The sequence below is a fragment of the Fibrobacter sp. genome (assembly GCA_024399065.1).
Classification (GTDB): Bacteria; Fibrobacterota; Fibrobacteria; order Fibrobacterales; family Fibrobacteraceae; genus Fibrobacter.
Genome location: JAKSIB010000006.1, coordinates 42769 through 66001, shown reverse-complemented (window position 1 = coordinate 66001; position 23233 = coordinate 42769). Strand labels below are relative to the sequence as shown.

General features: G+C 47.3%; 19 protein-coding genes. 6 read left to right on the top strand and 13 right to left on the bottom strand.

The window, feature by feature from the left end; translation table 11 throughout:
- The first annotated feature begins 54 nt into the window (after positions 1-54).
- From MJZ25_04435 to MJZ25_04415, 5 genes are all read left to right on the top strand, one after another.
- The gene (locus MJZ25_04435) at positions 55-1176 is read left to right on the top strand and encodes an aminotransferase class I/II-fold pyridoxal phosphate-dependent enzyme (GenBank protein MCQ2123414.1); all 1122 of its coding nucleotides are present in this window, start codon (positions 55-57) and stop codon (positions 1174-1176) included.
- Positions 1177-1193: 17 nt separating this feature from the next.
- The gene (locus MJZ25_04430; GenBank protein ID MCQ2123413.1) at positions 1194-2198 is read left to right on the top strand and encodes a glycosyltransferase; all 1005 of its coding nucleotides are present in this window, start codon (positions 1194-1196) and stop codon (positions 2196-2198) included.
- 20 nt (positions 2199-2218) lie between these two features.
- Complete coding sequence (locus MJZ25_04425) at positions 2219-3187, top strand: glycosyltransferase (GenBank protein ID MCQ2123412.1); 969 nt, start codon at positions 2219-2221, stop codon at positions 3185-3187.
- Positions 3184-4020 (top strand): endonuclease/exonuclease/phosphatase family protein, encoded by an 837-nt coding sequence (locus MJZ25_04420; GenBank protein MCQ2123411.1) that lies wholly within the window; start codon positions 3184-3186, stop codon positions 4018-4020. The genes MJZ25_04425 and MJZ25_04420 overlap by 4 nt, the downstream gene beginning before the upstream one ends.
- Before the next feature lie 74 nt (positions 4021-4094).
- A complete protein-coding gene (locus tag MJZ25_04415) occupies positions 4095-5486 on the top strand; it encodes an O-antigen ligase family protein (GenBank protein MCQ2123410.1) in 1392 nt (463 codons plus the stop codon).
- On the opposite strand, the gene MJZ25_04410 is transcribed toward MJZ25_04415, so the two are convergent.
- The 13 genes from MJZ25_04410 to MJZ25_04350 all read right to left on the bottom strand — a co-directional run bounded on the left by MJZ25_04410 (position 5470) and on the right by MJZ25_04350 (position 22193).
- On the bottom strand, positions 5470-6519 hold the full coding sequence (locus tag MJZ25_04410) for a glycosyltransferase (protein ID MCQ2123409.1): 1050 nt from the start codon (positions 6517-6519) through the stop codon (positions 5470-5472). The genes MJZ25_04415 and MJZ25_04410 overlap by 17 nt on opposite strands.
- 12 nt (positions 6520-6531) lie before the next feature.
- Positions 6532-7359 carry a LicD family protein gene (locus MJZ25_04405; protein ID MCQ2123408.1) on the bottom strand — a complete coding sequence of 276 codons (828 nt, stop codon included), beginning with the start codon at positions 7357-7359 and terminating at the stop codon, positions 6532-6534.
- The gene (locus MJZ25_04400; protein MCQ2123407.1) at positions 7359-8207 is read right to left on the bottom strand and encodes a LicD family protein; all 849 of its coding nucleotides are present in this window, start codon (positions 8205-8207) and stop codon (positions 7359-7361) included. Before MJZ25_04400 ends, MJZ25_04405 begins: the two co-directional genes overlap by 1 nt.
- Before the next feature lie 2 nt (positions 8208-8209).
- The gene (locus MJZ25_04395) at positions 8210-9580 is read right to left on the bottom strand and encodes a nucleotide sugar dehydrogenase (GenBank protein ID MCQ2123406.1); all 1371 of its coding nucleotides are present in this window, start codon (positions 9578-9580) and stop codon (positions 8210-8212) included.
- A 43-nt stretch (positions 9581-9623) separates the two neighbouring features.
- A complete protein-coding gene (locus tag MJZ25_04390; GenBank protein ID MCQ2123405.1) occupies positions 9624-12467 on the bottom strand; it encodes a CotH kinase family protein in 2844 nt (947 codons plus the stop codon).
- 55 nt (positions 12468-12522) lie between these two features.
- The gene (locus MJZ25_04385) at positions 12523-13389 is read right to left on the bottom strand and encodes an EamA family transporter (GenBank protein ID MCQ2123404.1); all 867 of its coding nucleotides are present in this window, start codon (positions 13387-13389) and stop codon (positions 12523-12525) included.
- A 20-nt stretch (positions 13390-13409) separates the two neighbouring features.
- Positions 13410-15848, bottom strand: coding sequence for a lytic transglycosylase domain-containing protein (locus tag MJZ25_04380; protein MCQ2123403.1), 2439 nt, complete (start codon positions 15846-15848; stop codon positions 13410-13412).
- Between the two features lie 13 nt (positions 15849-15861).
- A complete protein-coding gene (ptsP, locus tag MJZ25_04375; GenBank protein ID MCQ2123402.1) occupies positions 15862-17685 on the bottom strand; it encodes a phosphoenolpyruvate--protein phosphotransferase in 1824 nt (607 codons plus the stop codon).
- On the bottom strand, positions 17657-17929 hold the full coding sequence (locus MJZ25_04370) for an HPr family phosphocarrier protein (protein ID MCQ2123401.1): 273 nt from the start codon (positions 17927-17929) through the stop codon (positions 17657-17659). Before MJZ25_04370 ends, ptsP begins: the two co-directional genes overlap by 29 nt.
- Before the next feature lie 9 nt (positions 17930-17938).
- A complete protein-coding gene (locus tag MJZ25_04365) occupies positions 17939-18859 on the bottom strand; it encodes an MlaD family protein (GenBank protein MCQ2123400.1) in 921 nt (306 codons plus the stop codon).
- A gap of 83 nt (positions 18860-18942) precedes the next feature.
- Positions 18943-19611: an RNA methyltransferase gene (locus tag MJZ25_04360; GenBank protein ID MCQ2123399.1), complete on the bottom strand. Its 669-nt coding sequence runs from the start codon at positions 19609-19611 to the stop codon at positions 18943-18945.
- Positions 19608-20672 carry a hypothetical protein gene (locus tag MJZ25_04355; GenBank protein ID MCQ2123398.1) on the bottom strand — a complete coding sequence of 355 codons (1065 nt, stop codon included), beginning with the start codon at positions 20670-20672 and terminating at the stop codon, positions 19608-19610. The genes MJZ25_04360 and MJZ25_04355 overlap by 4 nt, the downstream gene beginning before the upstream one ends.
- Positions 20673-20690: 18 nt before the next feature.
- Positions 20691-22193, bottom strand: coding sequence for an insulinase family protein (locus tag MJZ25_04350; protein ID MCQ2123397.1), 1503 nt, complete (start codon positions 22191-22193; stop codon positions 20691-20693).
- Positions 22194-22292: 99 nt separating this feature from the next.
- Between MJZ25_04350 and MJZ25_04345 the strand changes: the two genes are divergently transcribed.
- Positions 22293-23201: a glutamate--tRNA ligase family protein gene (locus MJZ25_04345; protein MCQ2123396.1), complete on the top strand. Its 909-nt coding sequence runs from the start codon at positions 22293-22295 to the stop codon at positions 23199-23201.
- Positions 23202-23233: the final 32 nt, after the last annotated feature.

Sequence of the window (23233 nt, the reverse complement as noted above, 5' to 3'; positions counted from 1 at the left end):
AGCATCAAGATTATGAAAGACTTAAGTACTAGAACCTCTCGATTTAGCGATTCCATGATTCGTCAAATGACCCGCATTTCCTTGGACTGCGGCGCCATCAATCTTTCCCAGGGTTTTCCAGATTTCGATCCTCCCAAGGAAATCACTGATCGCCTGAAAACTGTCGCTGACGAAGGTCCCCACCAGTACGCAGTCACTTGGGGTGCCCCCAACTTCCGCGAAGCCTTGGCACGAAAGCAGAGCCATTTCACCGGTCAGAACATCGATCCCATGAAGAACGTGGTGGTTACCTGCGGCAGTACCGAAGCTATGGTGGCCGCCATGATGGCCGTAACGAATCCCGGAGACAAGGTGGTTCTGTTCTCCCCCTTCTTTGAAAACTATATCGCCGACACCATCCTTTGCGGCACGGAACCCATCTATGTTCCCCTAAATCCGCCGGAATTCAATTTCGACGTGGACCAACTGGAAAAGGCAATCAGCACCGAAGGCGTAAAGGCATTGCTGGTGTGCAACCCTTCCAACCCCAGCGGCAAGGTTTTCACAGAACAGGAACTGCAGATTATTGCAGATCTGGCCATCAAGTACGACATCTACGTCATCACCGACGAAGTCTACGAACACATCATTTACGCCCCCCACGTACACAAGCACATTTCCACCCTGAAGGGCATGGAAGAACGCACCCTGGTTTGCTCTTCCCTCTCCAAGACTTTCTCCATCACAGGCTGGCGCTTGGGCTACGTGATTTCCAGCGAACGCATCATCGACCGCGTCAAGAAAGTCCACGACTTCCTGACCGTAGGCGCCGCAGCTCCCCTCATGGAAGCAACTGTGGTTGGCCTCAACTTCGGTGACGATTACTACATCGGGCTCCAGCAGCACTACACCCACATGAAGAACATCTTCACCCAAGGTCTCAAGGATCTGGACATCCAGTTTACCGACCCCCAGGGCGCTTACTTTGTTCTTGCAGACATCAGCAAATTCGGTTACAAGAGCGACGTTGACTTCTGCGTAGACCTGGCAGAAAAAATCGGCGTGGGCGCAGTACCTGCATCCTGCTTCTTCAAGGAAGATGTGCGCCACCTGATCCGTCTGCACTTTGCAAAGAAGGACGAAACCTTATACACTGCATTGAATAGACTGGAAAAGGTCAACACCTTGATTAAATAACAATCCTCCTGAATGCCATGCTAAACAAAACTCAAGAAGAAATCACTGCAAAGTGGAAAAGCTTAGATACCGAACATCCCTTGGTATCGGTTAAATGCCTGGCATTCAATCAGGAAAAATACATTGCCCAGACTTTAGATGGTTTCCTCATTCAGGAAACTGATTTTCCTTTCGAGGTCATCGTCCACGACGACGCCTCCAAGGATAGAACCGCAGAAATCCTCCGCGAGTACGAAAAGAAATACCCACTCATTGTAAAGCCGGTTTACCAGACTGAAAATCAGTGGTCCAAGCACGACGGCTCTCTCACTCGCGCCGCTAACGCGCCCCTCAAAGGCAAGTACATTGCCGAATGCGAAGGCGATGACTACTGGACAAATCCGAACAAGCTGCAAATGCAGGCCAACTTCCTTGAAAGTCATGACGACTACTTCGCCATTGGCCACAACGTACGCATTGTAGACGACAACGGAGTCCCGATGGCCCAGGACAATCCCATATGGAGAAAGTGGTTCAACACTTACACCAGCATGGAAGATAGGGACTACACACTTCAAGATTTTGAGAAAGGCATTATGTTCGGCCAAACCTGCACTCGCATGTACAGGAACATTATTCAAAAAATGCCTGCAGATCTTGAGCAAAAGTATTTTGCCATGGATTACACCAATGGCGACGTACTCACGTCTTTACTTTGTTTCTGCAATGGAAAGATTCGCTGTTCCTCATTAGTTGCCGCAGACCATCGCAAGTCCATATCCAACGACAGCTGGACCTCCAAGACTTTCAAAAAGAACATGTCCCGCAGAGACATCTTATCTCTATTGGAACAGGAAAATTTCGCAAACAGCTACGGCGTTTATCCAGATTTCACCGATCAGCAATATCGTCACGTGCGAAGTTCATTCCTCTACTTTAAGCAGAGCAAGAGTTTAAAAGATCTCTCCATATTCCTTGGCAATCTTAGAATCACAAGACACAAGGTAAAGTTCTTGAAGAGACTTTTAAAAATCAGCAAATAATTTTCATGAAAGAGTTCCCCATGACTTTCGTCTATGTTCTTGTCAGTAACGAAAAAGACACTTATTATGAACAAACCATGATAAGTGCTAAAAGCCTATTGAAGTACAATAATGACGCCAAGGTTGTTATCATTGTTGACCAGGGAACCATAGCAACGTTCACGGGCAAAAGGTCTTTCCATGAAAACCTCGGCGTAGAAATCCGAGAAATCAAGGTCCCAGAAGAATACAACAACCGAGACCGTTCTCGTTTCTTGAAAACCACCATGTACAACTACATCGATGAGGATTTTCTCTTCATCGATGGAGACACATTAATTTGCGACGAGTTGAAACCCGATTTCAGCGGCGACGCAAACGGCAACATTTCCATAGGCATGGTACTTGACCGTCATCAGAGAATTTCCGAAAATAGCTACAAGAACTTCTATGACCTGCGAGCAAAGCCGCTTGGCTGGAGTTCCGGATACCAAGACTTGCATTTCAACAGCGGCGTTATTTGGGTAAAGAAATCCGACAATGCCCAAAAGTTCTTTGACGAATGGCATAAGCTCTGGAAAGAAACTCTGGAAAAGTATTCTGTCGTGTATGACCAGACTGCGCTGAATGAAGTCAACGTCCGTCTAAACGGAATCGTCAAGGAAATCGATGGTACATGGAACTGCCAGGCAACCCGTAGATCATCCTTCCTTAAGTACTTGCACAACGCCAAGATTATGCATTACTACGCAAGTTTCGGTCTGACCTGCTTTGACTTGGCCAACAAGGAAGTTCAAAAAACAATCCTCAACGATTCACACAAAGCACTGGACATCATCATGGCCAACCCTAAGGTGGCCTTCAGTTCCGTGCAAGACGTGAACGCAGACCTGACTTCTGTGAAAATTCAAAGAACAGCATTGTACAGAGCCATCACATTCATGTACAAGCGACTCGGTTTCGCTTATCGAGTCATCGACAAAGCCTGCGGATTATTCATCCACAAATGAAACAAATCCTGACAACCATCCTTGTTCTACTTTCGTGGGCAACACTTTCCTACGGAGAGGAACTGCGTTACGCCACCTGGAACATCCGCTGGGAAGACCCTAAAGACGTTGAAAAAGGTGACGCCTGGGAAAAACGAAAAGGTCCCATTGCCGATGTCATCAAGGCTAATAACTTTGATATCGTGGGCCTTCAGGAAGGCAGCCCCTACCGTTTAAAGCAGTTGATGGAACTTCTTCCCGATTACGACATCATCCTTTCTGACTCCATGGAATACAACCCCATCGTCGTGCGCAAGGGAATATTCGAAGTCGCCGACATCGGCAGATTCTATTTATCCAAGACTCCCGAAAAGAAAAGTAAAAGCTGGGATTCGAAGCACGCCCGCTACTGCACTTGGGCAAAGCTGAAATTCAATCAAGATTCACTGTACATATTCAACGTGCATTTTGACTACCATGGAAAGGAAGCCCAGAGCGAAAGCGCCAAGTTGATGAACAAAAAAATTCTCTCCATCGCAGGAGACGCTCCATTCATTTTCGCCGGGGACCTAAACTTCGTTGCTGGTTCAGAATCCTACCAAAATTTGGGAACATGCATCAAAATGAACGATGCGAAAAACATTGCAAAAAAAGTCGCCGCTTCAAAAGGAAGCTACAACTACTTTAGCCCAGAACGTCCCAGTGAATGGACTTTTGATCATATTTTAGTAGCACCGCAAATCAAAATCAATCACTATGAAATTCTAAATGCAACGTACAACGACGGCGAGAGAACGCGCTACCCATCAGATCACTCGCCCGTGATCGTCCACTTGGAAATTAATCCTCATTGATTGACTCGTTGATTTTGACAACCGAGGCGCAAAACCTTTGATAACCTCTGTTATCAATTTGTATATTTGGGAAAATGAGCTATATCGTTCTGCTATTCTTTTTTGGGCTGTTGGCCTACATGTTCCTAACGGATTCCCAGGGAAGATTTTTAGCATTGATCATGGGAACCGTCTTGTTTCCAACCACAGCTCTTTTCTTCAAGAATCCGTCCGTTTCTCCGCAGCACATTTTTTTATACGCGTTCTTTATCATTGAATTTTACAAGGATAGAGAAAATTTCAAGAAGAGTATTTTTAGCAACCTGCTGTTGATCCCCATACTCATCAGTGCTGTCAGCTACATATTTACCGCCATATACAATTCTGGGTTGGCCTCCAAAGACATGTACTATGGCGTTCGCGACATTATCGATGGCTTCGGTTACATTTACGCAGCCTTCATTTGCGGCCGCAAAATAGACCTTTATCAATTCGCAAAAAAACTGATTCCTTTTGTATTAGTCCTCTGCTTCTTTGGCATTGCAGAAGCTTTCCTAGGAGACAACGTTCCCTACCGAATCATCAATGGAGCGTTCCCCTATTACGAAGGTACACACGATCTAAACTCAACCATGAGTCTTGCACAGAGTTGGAGAACCAGAACTTGCTTTACAACAAAGCATCCAACAGCTTTCGGAACGTTGCTCATGAGTCTGTTCCTGTTTTTCGTGCCCTACATTCAAAGAGAGGCTTCAGAGCGTAACAAGATTCTTGTCGTACTTGCCTTGCTGGCATTCAACTCACTACTTTGCGGTTCCCGTACATCAATGCTGTGCATCGCTTTCGGCGTCGCCTTCTTGATCTACATGAAGCTCAAGCCTCTTGCGAAAATTTTCATTGCAGGTTGTCTGATTTTCGCATCTTCAGCACTTGTCACCGTGGTACTTGATAATTTCAAGACAAATACAGACCACGGCGGATCATCCCTAGATTTTAGAACATCACAGTTGCTCTTCTCCGTAGCAGCCATCTACAACTCCCCCATTCTTGGCAACGGAAACAAATACACATCTCACGTGATTTTCGGTGAAGACACTCGTGCATACGACAGTAGCGGCAACGACATGGGCGGATTGGAATCCATTGTATTCTCGCTGCTCATTGACAGAGGTTTCCTAGGATTGTTTTCCTACTACCTCCTGTTGCTGTGGATGTTCATATCGCTGTTCCGTTACAGGAACAAACTGCAAGGCATCAGTGGCGGTTATGCGCTAATGGCTAGCGGAGTAGTATTCCTGACACTTTCAGGTACTATCGGAAACAGTTCGTCGTTCCTGTTCCTATTTACTGGTGTTCAGCTAGGATATATCTCGAAATACAAGCAAATCGCCTACGATAACAACTGCGAAGTCAGCGATGATATTGAAGAAATTCCGGCAGAAGTTTGCGACGCCGAAAACAAAGATATTGTTAGCGACGAAGCTTAGCACGCAACTCATACATCAAAGCCGTCACAAAGAACAGGCCGTGGCTCATTAACTTACCGTAACTTTTTTCATTGCCGCAAAGTTTCAAACTTGCAGCTTTTTTTACAGCCGTGATGTAAGGAACGGACAAAAGTATTTCTTTAAAAGTCTTGTAACGGTTAAAGAACGACCCCTCGGCACCTTTACAGAAAAAGCTTCTCAAGGCCATCTTCTTGGTCAAGAAAAGAGCTCTAGACAAGAAAGCTCCTTCCAAGGCTCGTTCTTTATCATGATTATTCAGGAAAACTTGTATTTCGTCCAATATGTTAGAGCAGTCCTTTACCAAGCGCTGTTCATTGACATGACAAAGGGAATTGTTCAAAATCCGATAGTGATATGTCGGGACACTTTTGTAACAAACCTTTTTGGCAAATTGGAATACCTGCAGGGCAACAAGGCCGTCTTCATATAGTTTCAATGTACTGGAAAATTGAATTCCATTTTCCACAAGCAACTTTCGACGAATTAGTTTTGACCAAAGCGCAGAGAACATATAGCCGCAACTGGACGACGGATAGGGAGAATATCCTCTATACAGTACCGTACGTTGCAAATCCTGAATTTGCGTTTTCTCGTCTGCGACAAAATCCTTCGCAAAGAATGTGAATCTTTTTTCCGAGCCATTCTCTGCCCATGTCCAGTGATCCGTAATTACAACATCAACATCATCAGCCAAGGCATCGGCATACTGCTGCAAGGCGTTCTCTTCCAACCAGTCATCGGAATCTACAAACAGGACATAATTGCCAACGGCAGCAGCAAGGCCATCATTACGGGCTGCAGAAACGCCTCCGTTCTTTTTATGAATTACTCGGACACGGTTGTCGGCGGCGGCAAATTCATCTAGGATTGCAGGAGACTCATCAACGCTGCCGTCATCGACAGCAACAATTTCCCAGTTGGCAAATCCTTGATTGCAAACACTATCAAGGCACTCCCGCAAATACTTTGCAGAATTATATACGGGAATGACAACACTAATCTGAGGCGACATCAGAGCCACCACTTACTTTTGAGACAAGGTTTCCAGACCGTGATGATTTCGATCATCAACTTTCGGCGGAGTCATGTAATCACCGTACAACTGAGTGCATACAAAATCATAATCTACAGGGCCGCGAATTTCGGTATCTTCGAAGGGATACATTTTGCCTTCGCCATAATACTTTTTATGGAACATTTCACGGAACTTGTAGGCACCCATGGCGTTCACAAGATAATCAGACTTTTCGTAGGGCGTGCTGGTCAAAACCTTTTCCATACGAGCAAGGCATTTTCTTGTATTAAAGAATTTCTGGATAGGAGTGTGCAAACCAATCCATACCAGGATTCGTTCATGAAGGGGACGTCCCTTCTTGTTCACGTCAACAAGGCGGTCAAAGCCGGAGAAGCGGAACATCGCTCTCAACAACAAGACGTGATACACACGTAACTTGCGGAGGAGTCCGTTATTCGGCATGGCATCCAGCGGGAACAAGTCAATCCATGCGAAAGTTTCTTCCGCCTTAATTTTATCGTGTCTGATAATTTTGAAGCTAGTATCTTCAAGATGCCCAAAATAGCGAATGTATTCTTCGTTATTATGGAAGGAATGAAAACGGATGTTTTCACCCAAGGATTCCTGTTCCAAGATCTTGCAGAGACGTTCATAATCTGGACGAGGAATGCCCACATCAATATCATCATCCCAAGGAATGAAGCCCTTGTGGCGGATTGCACCCAGCAGGGTTCCTCCCAAAGCAAAGTAAGAGATGTGGTTGTCAGCACAAATTTTCTGGAATAACTTGAGAAGTTCCAGTTCCTTCAATTGCAACTGACGTAGGGAATCATCCATTACTTTTCGTCCTTGATCAGGCGGGCGTCATGGACATTCTTATCGGCATCGGCAGGCTCTTTCATGTAGTCGCCGTACATCTGCGTCAGAACCTTGTCGGCATGTTCAGGCCCAGGAAGTTGTTCTCCTTCGAATTCATACATCTTGCCTTCGCCATAGTACGACTTGGGGAACATTTCCTTAAACTTGTACTGTCCCATGAAGTTTACAACCCAGTTGCTATTTTCAATGGGATACTCCTTAAGAAGCGAATCCAGCTTTTCCAGCCAATACTTAAAGGGCTTGCAACCCTTGAAACCAGTAAGCTGAATAAACTTAATCACGACGCGTTCAGAAAGAGGACGGTGAGGACGTTTCAGATTCACCTTTTCAAAACTTGCAATATGGTACATGGCACGAACCCACAGCAAGCGCAGCATATGAATCTTGCGCATGAGGAAATTGTTGGGCATGCCATCCAGAGGGAATATATCCACCCAGACATTTTCCTTACGAGTCACCAAGCTACCGCTACGTTCCATAAAGAAACGGGTATCCACAATACGAGAGAAGTAGTAGTGGTGATCCGTATTATCGCCATAATGGCGCAGTTGCAGATGACTAGGAAGGTTGTCTGCAATGTCCTTCAGGAACTCTTCGTATTCGCTACGTTCAATACCAATATCAATATCATCGTCCCACGGAATAAATCCACGATGACGAACTGCACCCAACAGAGAGCCACCCAACAAATAGAACTTCACAGAACGTTTGTCCAAATAGTCCTTAAGAACCTTGAATACATTCCAGATCTGGACCTGCGCTTCGGACAAAGGAACCGGAGTTCCTGTTTTAGTAGCAAAACCCATTTTTACTCCGCTTTGCCTTTACCAATGCTAGTCACTTCAAAGCCAATCTTGCGAAGGGCTTCGGCGTCCAAAATGTTACGTCCGTCAAATACAAATGCAGGCTTCGCCATAGAACTGTAAATACGTTTCCAATCCAATTCAGCAAAGCACTTCCATTCAGTACAAACTACTACAGCGTGGGCACCTTCCGCAGCCTTATAGGGGTCTTCTTCAAACTGAACCTGTTCCAGCACATCCTTCAGGTCGCGCTTGGCATCAGGGATGGCCTTCGGATCGGTAACAACCGGCAGTGCATGTTCGGCCAGCAAATCACGGACGACCAGGTTAGCAGGACTTTCACGGGTATCACCGGTATTAGCCTTGAAAGCAAAGCCAAACACGGCAATCTTCTTGCCTGCGATGGTGTTGAACATGGTTTCAAGCATTCGGTCCAGCACACGGTGAGTCTGCCATTCGTTGATCTTCACAACGCTTTCCCAGTAGTCAGCCACTTCCGGAAGGCCATAGTAGCCGCACAGGTATACCAAGTTCAGGATATCCTTCTTGAAGCAGGAACCTCCGAAACCGATGGAAGCCTTAAGGAACTTGGGACCGATACGCTTGTCCTTACCCATGACGAAAGCAACTTCATTCACATCAGCACCAGTACGTTCACAGAGGGCGCTGATGGAATTGATGGAGCTAATACGCTGAGCCAAGAATGCATTTGCCGTCAGCTTGGTAAGTTCAGAACTCCAAAGATTGGTGGTCAAGATGCGATCACGGGGAACCCAGTGAGCATAGACGTCCACCAACTTCTGGCAAGCAGCAAGACCGGATTCAGTCTGGTGGCTACCAATGAGCACGCGGTCCGGTTCGAAAAGGTCATTAATTGCGGTACCTTCAGCCAGGAATTCCGGGTTGGAGAGAACTTCAAAGTGAAGTCCCTTGTCGTTGGAATTCAGGATTCGTTCCATGGCGGCAGCGGTACGAACAGGCAGGGTGGACTTTTCCACGATAATCTTGCCTTCATCCGCAATGTCCAAAATTTGACGAGCAGTCTTTTCCCAATACTGGAGGTCGGAAGCCTTGCCCGCACCGTGACCGAATGTCTTGGTGGGGGTATTCACAGACACGAAAATAATGTCCGCTTCCTTAATGGCAGCCGGGATGTCAGTGCTGAAAAACAGGTTGCGACCGCGAGCACGGCTCACCACATCATCCAAGCCCGGTTCAAAGATCGGAAGGTTTTCGCTATTCCAGGCATCAATACGGGACTGGTTAATATCAACAACAGTCACTTTAACATCGGGGCACTTATCGGCAATAACGGTCATAGTGGGGCCACCGACATAGCCCGCGCCAATGCACACAATATTAGTTTTAAAACTCATAGTAATATAAATCTAGTTAATTTCCCAAAACAAGGCCTAAAGCCTACTTGAAAACGGCTGTTAAAGACGGGATTTCCCCAGGATCTACCACACGAACCGGATCCACGACACCGTCATCCCACCCCATCCAGATTTTCCCAGGATTAGGTTCAGCAGAAACCACAACCGGGGTTCCCTTAAAGAAATTTACCGTGATTGGATATTTGTCTATCGGCAGGTCATGAACGAGAATGGAACCTCCGCCATTTACAGACAACGTAATAGGAGTTGTTTCACTCAGGTTGAAAAATTCCTGCATTTCACGAGCAACAACTCCAGGGCGATTCTTGACAAAAGTTCTGATGGCGTTCAATTCACGATCCATATGGGAACTGCTATGCCCCCAGCGCTTTTGATCCCTGGATATCTCAGCAGAGATTGCGGACATCAAAGTATTTATCCTAGCATTGACGCGAGAAGTTTCAAAATTCATGGACAACAGGGTTGTCATCCTGTTTATAAAAGCCAATCTGAAATTGTAGTTTTCCAACAGCCTCCGAAGCAGCAAGGTAGAGTTGGGTCCATTGGGCCAGCCATCTGCAGAGCCCTCGGTATTTGTTGCAAACTCGAAAATATTGTTCGTGTATTCGCTATAGGTATTTCCTAAGCCGAAATCAGTATCGTAGATAAACCATTTCCAAGGAGTATTTTGCTTGGAATTACGCCATTTCTTCAAATTATTGCTGGGCCAGTCTCGATTATTCACAAACATTTCCAGCTGCACATAATTCATGAAATTGTTCACATCAATTTGACTGGCTACTTTCGCGTAATTTTCTTCTTTGTCCAAGTGGTGGGATTCCAGCCAGTCCATCATTTGCTGGTATTCTACAGAAGATCCGTTTGTTGCAGAATTGTCGGCTTTCAGCAGGTCAATGTCATCCGGATCCATTCCATAATGGGTTTCAAAGTAGTACTCCGTCGACCTTTCACGAATATTGTGAATTCCAAAATACTCGCCGTTGTAATACACAACGGAAGCGCGGCCGCGCTGGTAATCTACACCAAGGCCTTCGCTAATGGAACTTGCCAGCATATCACGGATATAGTCATTGGTAAAGTTGCTGCCATTGTTACGCAGCACAAAAACCTTGAATTTTTTCAGTTCGGGGAATTCAGGGAAAAGTTGATACTTTAATCGCTTATTTCCATACTTTTCCCGAAAAGTAATGGACACGGATTTTTTGTCGTTGGCCCTGCTATAATTGCCAAAAATTTTAAACCCTGCATTTTCTGCAAAGGCCGGCTGATTCGTACCGGTCTCGATCAGTTCCACAAAAATCGGAAGTTCCTTGTCTTCCCAATAATTGGCGCCATAGTGCGGATCTGCGGAAGACGCATTCGGGCCTTCCATATAAATTCCAGTATCAGGGTCAAACAAAGAATTAGGATTACCCGTAAGGAACACAGCCGGCAAAGTCGGAGCCTTTTCAAACACATAGGTTCGATTCGTAACCTCGCCAGAAACCGCCCCAGGAGCAAAACTTGCACAACGGACAACCTTTGTTGAAGAAACCTCAACCTTTGTTACCAAAGGGCTTTGCGGCGAGGGTTCTGCGCCACCCATTTCACAACGAATGCTCAGGTCCGGCGGGAGGGAAACCACAAAGGCGGAAGAATAAAAACCCGAAGGCGGGAATTCCACCAACGAATCAAGGGATGGTGAACGCATTCCATTCACAAAACTCGTTGCAAGAGCATTGGGGCTCGGATCCGCATAACCCCAGCCGACATTATCCGCACCCGCAGCCAAGTTATCCGAAAAGAAACCGTAAGACCAACTTTTCCCCGCAGGAACATCCTTGTAATCGACGAATGCCACAACGCCACCCTCATCATTCATGAGATAAAGACTGCCTGGAGCATTCTTTATTTTGAAGGATGCATGAGGTTCATGCCCACGATTACGAGCAATGTAGGAGAAAGCCTTGAAAGTCACTTCCTTACGTTCGTTCGATTCTGGGCTGAATCGGGTACCATAAATATTTTCAAGGTCCGGAAGGCTCTTTCCCTTCGGAAGCAAGAATCGGTATACAGTAGAGGAATCCCCCGTTCCCGTCAAAACCGTTTCATATCCTTTCCAATCGTCAAGGCCAGCCTGCACCAATCGCAACGAGATTTTGCGATCCTTGGTAATGTAGGCATTCAAAAGAACTTCATTGGAATTGGACAAGTCTACAACATCGGATTCAGATCCACTTTTAGCACCCACAAAATCAGAAATAGAAGTCCACCCTAGTTCTTTATTTTCACCAAACTGCATTGTGGCACCAAAACGGCGAATCCCATTTTCGGTAAAGCAGAGGTTCTTTTTTCCCGGCAAATTCTTCGTAGTACTTTCGCCCGGAGGGTCTTCGTTCTGAGAATCCGTCCATGTCCAGCAACCATTGCCTGCAAGATTTACCGTATCCGACGGAGCAACATAATCGGGATAATTCTTTTCAGAAAGATAAATGAGCAAAAAAGACTGGGGTGGAACAACAACATTGCCCAATTTCCATTTTTGAGGTTCACTCAAAGAATTGGTCAAGTACATTCCTGTAAGATTCGCAGGTTCCGACGTCGTATTATAAAGTTCAATCCAACCCGCGTCATCTCCTTCATGGTCCTCGTAATCCAAATTTATCGGATCCACTTCCGTAAAAATAACAGGGCCACCCACAAAAGGATGCTTCAAGGAATCCAAAGGCGACGGGTCGGAAGAAGATCCACCCCCGGGAACAACGATCTCGGAAATAGACTCTTCTGCAAAATTATCGCTACTACAAGACAAAAGAGAAAACGTCAAAAGGACTGCGCTTCCTAAAAGGGCGCAACAAGCCATGCCTTTTTTATTGACGATTCCCATACTACGAAAATATACTTGATTCTTTGAAGAAAAGAACCAATCAAAAAATCACTTGCTAGAAACTGTGATTTTCATTTCTTTTTCTTCTGATTTTTTTACGACCGGGGCGACGAACCACAAAAAGGCAGGCGCCAATCAACACCAATGTAACGGATACCACTTTTTCTACCGGGAACGCTTCAGAGAAAACCACTGCTCCAGCGATAGTGGGAACAGCAGCTCCCACAGCGGCGCTGAACGGGATAATAAACAAGGCGCGGCCTCTGGAAAAAGAAATTTGCGAGTAAATGAACGCAATACCGTAGGTGGCCACATAAGCAAGGGTTCTGAGATCAAGGATCAAGGCTCCAATGGACGAAAGAGAAATGTTGTCCAAATCGAAATCCATGGCCAGGCTTTTATAGAACGCGGCAGAAATACCGAAGCCAACACCCATAATCAGGGAATCCACCATCTCCCGATCCTTACAAAGTAAATGGGCCAGCAAGGCGACTCCACAAACCACTCCGGCATAGATCCAAAGCATACTGACGTCCTGGACACTGGTCGCCTCACCAAGGGATTCCACAGAGCAAAGGAGGCCAGCAACCACAAAGCAGATAGCCACCACAATACGGCGGGTCAGAACTTCCTTCAAAATCACAAAGCCCATCAATGCGGTAAGCACCGGGTTCAACACCATCATGGGCTGAACCTGGCTCAAATCGTAGCGGGCCATGGCGATATAGTAGCCACCCGTTGCAAATACGGAGCAGGCGATTCCAAGCCACCAGAAACCGTTGGTAAAAACCCCCTTCCAGAACTGCCAGGGGTTGGACACACCACCAGTTCTTTTGCCCACGTTGGCCACTCCGGATTTCTCCAGGATGTTGCCGCAGGCAAAAAGGAAGGCAGGACCGATTGTCAGAAGAAGAAAGAGCATGATGAGCGATGAGTTTCGAGTTACAGTGAGTCGTAAATTTCCTGATAGATCCAGTAGTTACCCATGACGCGCTTCACGTAATCGCGGGTTTCCCAGTAGCTGATTTCTTCGGCACGAATATCCCAAGGAAGGCCCTGGCCTGCAGCCTGCCAGCGTTTGGTGGGCTTGGGACCAGCATTGTAGTTGCCGAGAACGTACATGTAGTCGTCCTTGTATTCAGCCTTCAAGTCGATGAGGTAGCGGACACCCAGACGGATATTCATGTAGGCATTGTAAAGCTGCTTCGGGTCAAAGTTTTCCAGGTTTTCAAGCTTTGCAAGCATCTTACCGGTAGCAGGCATAATTTGCAGAAGACCGCAGGCACCCACCGGGGAAGCGATCTCAAAGTTGAAGATGGATTCCTGACGCATCACGCTGTACACGAAGAAGGGGTCGATCTTTTCACCGGAGTGATACTTCACCTGATCCTTGTACGGAATCGGGTACAGGTAATGCAGAACATCGATAGGCGGCGTCATGAGGCGACGGCGATCAATGTTGTTCTGGAACTGACGAGCCAAGCGATAGCCTGCAGCTGTTTCACCCATCTCGTAGAAGAGCTGGCCGTATTCGTACAAGAAGTCCAAACGCTTTGCGTTCTTCTTGCGGGCTTCATCATAAAGGTCAAAGGCCTGATCACTGAAGCCGTAGAGGAACAAAGTCTTGATTCGGTTATAACGTTCCGGGCTGTAGGTAGCGTCGGGTTTACCCAACTTCTGGGAATCGCGAATCCAAGCCAAGGTCTGTTCCGGAGTCATCTGCACGCCATGAGCATAGGGCACATCGGCAGCGGCCATCAAGTTATTTTCCACAAGTTTCATTCGGCTGCGATGAGCGTAATAGGCCAGCGGGAAATCGCGGATACAGTCAAGGTAGGCTTCACGTGCCAAGGAGTCCTTGCCAAGTTTCATGTAGGCGTCACCCAGGAACATGCGGGCGCCACTACCACTCCATAGGAACGGTTCCTTGGAAGCATCGATGAAAGCTGCCACCGCTTCTTCCCATTTTTCCTGCTTGAAGAGCACAAAGCCTACGCGGAACTTGGCCCACTGACGCTTCACGTTATTCTTAAAACGCTTATGGGAAAGCTGCCTGAAACAAACCAGGGCGCTATCGTACTTCTGGTTCTGTTCGTATTCAATACCGCGAACCCAGAGGTTGTTTGCATTTTCCTTGCTGTACTTGCTTACATCTGTAAGCTGAGCGTCCAGTTTCTTGATAAGCTTCGCATTTCTTGTAGAGTTGTTACGGAGCAAGCGCAAGGTGGACTGAATCCAAACCGGGCGAACTTCCACGGAATCCAGCAAGAAACGGAACTGGGCAATGGATTCATCATCACGCTTCAAACCGCGAAGGGCGACAGCGCGCTTTTCCCACAGGTTGATGCGGGTTTCCATATCCATAGTGCTGAGAGGAAGCTTGCTCTGAATGGAATCTTCCGGAAGAGCTACTGCACTTTGCGGGTTCTTTCGTACCTGTTCGGCATCAAGAATAAAGATGGAATCTAAAAGGGTCAAGCAGCTCGCAGCCTCATCCTTAGCGCAAGCCATTTTCGCATAGGCAATCTTCTCCGCCAACGACTCGGGCGCACCCTGCACCTTACGGAGCTTACGGATGCTGGCGAACGCAGAATCCTTATAGAAGGAAGAACTGGTCAGCAACTGCATGTAGATGCGCTTGGCTTCCTTCAACTGTTTGAACTGTTCCAGGTAGCGGCCGTAGCGGAACTTCAAAGCAGCCGCATCATCAGACTTGGGGTACTTTTCAATAAAGGCCTTCAAGGAGTCGGCGTGTGCGCGATCGCTTAATGTAGAGTCAGCCATGGCAGCTTCAATACGCAGGCGAGAAGCGCTACGGTCCCAGGAAGCATTCTTTGCCAAAGCCGGATTCAGGTTCAGGGCGGCACGCATCTTGGCAAAATCCTTCTGATAGAAACATGTCTTTGCCATGCGCAAGATTACGGCGCCATCAAGTTCAGAATCGCGACCGCGCAAAGAATCATAGGCAGCGTAGGCGCTATCCCATTCTTCCTTGTAATAGTACTGAGCTGCTCTTGCAAAATCACGGATGTTCTTCGGCTGACGCGGATCTTCACTAGCAGCCTTCACGCGTTCGTAACGAACCACCATATCCTGGAAACGGCTAGGCGGAATCTGTTCCAAATCCGTATAAGGATTTACAGGTTCCATAGGCATGGCAGCAATGATGCTATCCGTAGCCTGCATAGGAACCGGAGTTCCATTTGAAGAAGATGCAGGAGCAACTTCAGCGACAACGGATGCCGATGATTGAGCCACAGGCACGGAAGCCTGGGTATCCACGTTTTGCGGAACCGCATTTTGAGTGCTATCAACAACAGGGCTTTGAGCAAATGCACTCAATGTGCAAATGCTTAAAAGGGTCACAAGAGATCGAATCATGACTTTCTAAGTACTACTTCTTACTGTTTTCAACTTGGCCCACCACACTGGAAATACCCAAGTCCATAATGGGCTGAGCGTATCTCTTATGCAAGTAGGCATTCACGCTTTCTGCATCGTCCATCTGCAAAACAGTCAAAGCCGTTTCACGAACGTCTTCAAAATTGATGGAACGAATAATCTTCTTGGTAGACATCACACTCCACGGAGTCATGGAAAGTTCATCCACGCCAAGTCCCACAAGCAACAGAACGCTCATGGGGTCTGCTGACATTTCACCACAAACTGCAACAGGAATACCTTCACGATGCGCAGCACGAACTGTCTGGTAAATCATGCTCAACACAGCCGGATGATGAGGCTGGAACATGTTGGTGATCAATTCGTTGGTACGGTCTACAGCCAAGGTAAACTGAATCAAGTCGTTAGTACCGATGCTAAAGAAGTCCACTTCCTTCGCTAATTTGTCCACAATCATCACTGCGGCGGGGACTTCAATCATCACACCAATCTTCACAGGTGCGAGTTTGTGTCCTGCAGCTTCCAATTCCTGGCGGCACTTACGAATGTAGTCCTTTGCACGGCGCAGTTCAGACATGCCCGAAATCATGGGCAAAAGAATGCGGAGGTTGCCCTTGGTGTTTGCCAAAAGCAAAGCCTTCAACTGCGCGCAGAACAAATCTGTCTTATCCAGGCAAACACGGATGGAACGCCAGCCCATAAAGGGATTGGATTCGTTCACCGCATTGATACCGCTAACCAGCTTATCGCCACCTGCATCCAAAGTACGGATCATCACCGGGCAGGGAGACATCGTTTCCAAAATATAGCGGTAGGCGTCCTGCTGCTCATCCTGGGTGGGAGCGTTCTTTCGCAGGAACAAAAATTCAGAACGGTACAAGCCGATACCCGTAGCACCGAAGTCGGTAACTCTGTCCGCTTCCGACGGCAATTCGATGTTAGCATGCAAGGTAATGTACTTGCCATCGCGGGTCATCGGTTCAAGCTGGCGCATGGTGAACAATTCACGGCGCTGCTTTTCGAAAACTTCCTGACGTTCATGGAAATCGCGGATATCTTCTTCATTCGGATTGATGATCACGGTTCCGCGAGAACCATCCAGCAAAATCGTTTCGCCGGCCTTTGCCACGGCAGCAAAGTTTCTCAGGCCAGAAACCAAGGGAATCTGGAGAGATCGGGCCAAAATAGCCACATGGCTAGTACGACCACCGGTATCCATGGCGAGACCAGTTACCTGACCAGGCTTGATGGACATCAGCAAGCTGGGCAAAAGTTCATGGCCAACTAGGATTACGCCATCTTCAGCAGCCACATCCTCCAATACAGGTCCGGAGTCTTCCATGGCCGCCATGAGACGGTTATACAAGTCTCTAAGGTCCGCAGCCTTGTCTCGCATGGCCGCAGAGTCAATAGATTCAAACTTGTCGATGTAGGCGCCAAGCACTACGTGAACAGCCCAGCGGGCATTCTTATGGTGCTTGCGGATCTGATCCAGGACTCCGTTCAAAAGACCCGGGTCCTGCAAAATCATCAAGTGGGTTGCAAAGATGAGGCTATCCTTCATCCCTGCACGAGTTTCGGAAATTTCCTTGATCTGGGCAATTTCCTTGGAGGTCATATTCACGGCCTTCAGGAACAACTGCTCTTCATCTGCCAATCGGCTTTCCGGGAGAGTTTCCTCAACAACGGAAATCTCTCGGTTAATAACCGGGAACACCCGGCCCATTGCAAAGCCGGGAGAAGCAGGAACACCGGTCAAAACTGTACGGACCGGCAGCGCTTCGTTATTAGCAGGGTTCTTCGTTGAAGTGGTCATTGAACAGGCTTTCCAACTGAGAAGCAACGTTTTCTTCGTCTTCACCGTCGATTTCGAACTTGACTTCGGAACCGGCAGGAATAGCGAGCATCATAACGTTAAGAATGCTCTTGGCGTTAGCCTTGGAACCTTCATAGACGATGCTTACATCGCTCTTTGCTTGTCCGGTAACGTCAACAATCATCCCAGCAGGGCGGGCGTGAATGCCCAACTTGTTAGAGACCACCAATGTCTTGACTATCATTTTTTTTCCTTAGAAAAGATCCACGTTGATGTCCAGGCCGTCCTTAAGAATTACGCGGAACAAGCTGTCAGCAGAATGCACCGTCTTAATCAAGTCATCATGGAGAGCGCGATCATTCAACAAAAGTCCTGCGGTGTTGTCCTTGGAATTGATCTTATTCTGGACCTTGGCAAGCAATTCATCCAAATGCTTTGTAACACCTTCCAGTTCGCCGACCAGTTTGTCGGCATTGCCCATAAGCTTTTCGGTATTGGCGAACAGGTTGTCCACCGGAGACTTAACACCGTCAATCAGTTCGTTAACCTTCACGGTCACCTGATTCAAACCGTCCAAGCTCTTCTTGAGTTTCGGATCGGTGGTGTTCAGCATAGTCATCAAACGGTCTTCAAGATTTTCTGCCTTGACCAGGAGGGTCTTGAATCTTTCCTGGAAATCCGGATTCACGATAGTCTGATTCAGAGCCTGCTTCACAGATTCAAGCAAAACCTTGGTACTGTCGCAAACTTCACCAGCCAAACCGATTGCTTCAGCAATACCGGCATCGAACTGGCCGTTGATGGTATCATTCGGAGCGAAGTATTCTGCAGAATCGCCCAAAATCATACCAATCTGACGTTCACCCATGATACCGATGTTCTGCACGCGAATTTCCGAATCCTTAGGAATCTTCACGTCGGTACGAAGGCGAACCGTAACCACCACGCGGTGGCCAGAAAGTTCAATGTTTTCAACCTTACCCAGCTTGACGCCGTTTACCTTGACAGGGTCATCGAGAACAAGGGTACTGACCTGTGTAAAACGCAGGTAGAAGGTATTGTAAGTTTCACGCGGGTCCTTTTCATTAAGGAAGAACACGCCAAAGACAAGAATGATGACGGCCAGTATGACTACAAGGCCAACAGAAAAATAGAGTGCAGAATACTTTTTCATTTCGTTCTTAATCTAGTATATTCCGGCTTTTTCCACGGGAAAGCCCCCTTAAAACAGGGGCTCTTTAGGGAAAAAACGCCTTTTTAGCCTTCGATTCGGGTAATTGAGCTGTTATTTTCGATGCCATTTACATGGCGATCCAGCCAATCCGTCAGCAAGGCGTCACGTTCGGCCTTAGGCAAGAGGAACTTTTCGCGGCCTTCCTTCTGCATAAACACGTCCAGATAGGTCATCAAGACACCACCAGCAACAGAAACGTTCATAGATTCGGTAATGCCGTACTGGGGAAGTTTGAATTCATAATCAGCATGAGCCAAGGTATCCGGGTGGTTACCGTGGAATTCGCTTCCCAGGTAGAAAGCGGTAGGCTGGCTCAAGTCCAGATCCAGTACGGAATTGGTGGTGTTGGTGCTTGCAACGGCAATCTTGTAACCCTTGGCGCGAAGCTTTTCCATGCAAAGCATGCGCTTCTTGTACAGGTAAAGATTCATCCACTTGTAGGAACCCTTAAGAATGGACTTGTTCACGCTATAGGCGTTATCTTCTTCGATAATGTGAACATCCTGCAAACCAAAGACTTCTGCAGTACGGATCACTGCGGAAATATTATGAGGGTCGAACAAATCTTCGAGAACCATGCAGAAGTGTCTCGTACGACGATCGACAACAGAGGTCAGCAATTCCTTGCGACGGTCTGTCACACGGGCCAAGAGGGATTCCAACTTTTCAGAGTTTTCGTTCATTTCGCTCATTTGTTTTCCTTGATTTTTTGAAATTCTTCAACACGCAGCGGAGCTGTCTGCGACGGGTTCTTGCGTTGTTCTTCACGCAACTTTTTCAGTTTCATATAGTCGCCAAGTTTCCAGGGAGCGCCATTCACAACCGCTTCGAAATCCAAGACATTCTGAATATTTTCCTGGGATTTCAAATTGGCATTTTTCAGCATAGGCTCCTTATTGCCGCTAAAATACTGACCCGAGGACTTTTTCACATCATCTACAATATGGTCAATTTTCGCATTCACCACATTTTTGAAGACTTTCATTTGCATAATGGAATTCAACACAGAATTTCCAGGGAACACGATTGCCGTTAATTTGTATTTAATCGTATTGCCGGGCACAGGATCCATATCCAGGTATGCGATTGCAGTGCCATGAAGAGCCCACTTCAAAACCTTGGCATGACCATAGCCAAAGAACAAGTTTCTCAAGCCAAGCTTCTGACCAGCGCTGTCCTGAAGAGCCCAATAGAATTCACCTGACAAGCTACGACCATTGCTGCCATTGAAATACCTACGGTTCGGATGGGTATATTCAAGAACATAGTTGGATTCCAAATAAGCGTTCATCAACTGAGCGGTGAAGGGCATATTGTCGAACAAATAACTAATGATGTTTCCATCCGAGGGGAAAGAACCAACATTTTCGTAGACTGCGCGGTACTGACGACCAAGACGGGCAAAAATTTCCGGAGCATAGGGAGTCTTCATATCCGTGCTTAGGCCACGGGCAACCACTTCGTGGTAAGGAGCGCAGTATTCTTCATCATACTTCACCCTTGTCATGGGCTTCTTATCAAGTTCATCACAGCCAGGGACATCCATATTCAGGCAGCCCTTCATACCGGAGCAAAGGGCATGCAAATCATCATGGCCCAGTTTGTTCTGCAAACGGAGACGTTCCGCCTTATCCACTTGGTTCAGCTGCGAGGAAGAATCCGACGGAGACGCTTGAGCGGGTTCTGCGGCAACAGCATAAACACCGCACAACAGAATTGCGCACAGAAGTCTCAGCGTGTTTTTCAGAACCATATTCAAAATTCCGTCCTCTTAATTTCTGAATTCCAGACTATCCATTGGGACCACGGTAAACGGCTTCAAGGCATCGAACTTGGAAACCGGTCCCACAATGGAAATGGTCATCTTGGATTTGTCAAAGTACTTGGCAATCATAGCCTTCACCTGATCAGGCGTTACCGCATTGATTTCCTTGACATAATCCAGGTAATGGTCGTCGGACTTTCCAAGAAGTTCACCCTTGGCAAAGATAATTGCGGTGGAAGAAGGACTATCAAACAAGCTGGGCAGGCTTTCAATCAAGGATTTCTTGGCCTGGGCAAGTTCTTCTTCAGAAGGACCATCCTTCGCCAGCTTTTCCACTTCTTCAAAAATCAGCTTCAGGGCAAAGTCTACAGATTCAACCTTAGTCTGCAAGGCGATGGTAGACATGGCCGTATCGCGGTAATCGTTTCCTACAGAGCTATAGATGCTGTAGGCCAAGCCTTCGTCGCTACGGACTCGGTTCATCAAGCGGCTAGTAAAACTGCCTCCGCCCAAAATGAAACTGGCCACTGCAGCAGGATAGTAGTCCGGATGGGGACGCTTTACAAAAGGCTGGTTCATGGAAATGTTTGCCTGGGTAATGTCCTTGTCCACCACATAGACACCGGGCTTATTCAAGAAAGCAAGGGGCGTAGGTTTTGCCTTCTCTGCAGCAGGTTCAACCTTCCAGCCAGCAAAGAAATCCTTCAATACGGCAACAGCGGAATCCTTGTCCACATCACCAGAAAGGGCAAAAATAATGCGTTTGGAAGAGAACGCACCAGCCGCCAGACGTTTCACATCATCCGCAGTTACACCCTTGTATTCTTCAGCATTGGCATCCCACAGTCTCGGGTTAGGAGCGTAGTTTACCTTGGCCTTCAAAGCAGAAAGGACCTTGGCCGGGGTGTCATAGCGGCGATCATAGGAGGTTACATAATTGGCTTTAACCAGTTCCAACTGTTCCTTATCAAATTCCGGAGCCGTAAGGACCTGTTTTGCCGTTGCCATCATGTTCTTGAAATCCTTGGACATGCAGTCGATATCGAACATGGAGCTAAAGGTTCCCACAGAGGTGCTGAGACCTGCGCTAATAAATTCCAGGGAATCGTCCAAGGCATGGGGATTTATGCCACCGCCACCGCCACGACGAAGCATGGAGCTCACCATGGAATTGGCAGCTTCGTCCTTCAACACGGAAGGAATGAAGGATTCTTCAAAATAGACTGTAAAGTTTACCAACGGGAGGGAACGATCGCTGACAATATAGCCTGTAATGCCCGGGGCAACTTCCACACGATAGTCCTTCGGATAAGGAGCCACATACTTGAATTCCGGGAACTGGATATCCTTGTAACTTACAGGAAGGTCCGAAGCCATTGCAACAGCAGAATTTGCGTTTTCCGTTGTTACAGAATCAGCCTTCGCCACGGTAGCATCCGTCTGTGGTGCAGGTGCAGAAGAACAGGAAGAAAAGGCCACGGCAGCCAAGGAGGCAAAAGCCGAAGACATCAAAACTTTCAAAACACAGGAAACATTTCGCATTAAGTATCAAGATAGCAAATACCAAAGAACAAAACCGCCATCTATTTCTAATTTCAGGGCTGTTCTATGACAGGAAAAATCAGATTCGCCCCCAGCCCCACCGGATACCTGCACGAAGGCCACCTGCTTTCGGCTCTTTATGTGTGGGCCGCAGCAAAAAAATGGGACCTTCATATCCATTTGCGAATCGAAGACCATGATAGAGGCCGAACTCGTCAAGCCTATATCGATGGCATCCGAGAAGACCTGGAATGGATGGGCTTTAAACACCATAGCGAAAGTATTCAAAGCGAACGAACAGCAATTTACCAAGGCGTTCTTCAAAAACTAATCGAAAAAGACCTTGTCTACCCCTGTACCTGCAGCAGAAAGCAATTGGAAGCAGAAAACCCCAAAAGCGAAACCGGCGAAATTATCTATCAAGGAAAGTGCCGTTGCTTAGCAGAGACGTTAAAGGCTGAAGGCGAAAAAGAGACGGAAGGCAGTCTTCCCCCGCACAACCTGCGATTTAAACTTGCAGACAAAGTAATAAACTGGAATGACTATCGCCTTGGCCCGTTCGCAGAAAATCCCGCAAACCAATGCGGAGACTTTCCCATCCGCGACCGAGAAAGATGCTGGACCTACCAATTTGCCGTCTGCGTCGATGACATTGACCAGGACATCACCCACATCATCCGCGGAGAGGACATTCGCAATTCCACCGCCCGACAAATCGCCCTTTCCGGATCCATTTGCGACGTTCTCGGCAAGCCCTACAAGCAGCCCCTTTACCTTCACCACGCCCTCATCGTAGACTCAACCGGAAAAAAGCTTTCTAAACGTGAATTAGCCCACAGCATCAGGCAGGACAAGGAAGAAGGAATCTCCCCAGAGGAACTTTTGGGACGAGTTCTTTTCAAGGCCGGTATACATTCTGAAGATTGCCCCACCTCCATAAACGAAGCTATAGGCGAAATCGCCGAATCTCTGTGACAATAAACAGCACGAACCTTCAAAAAAAAGTA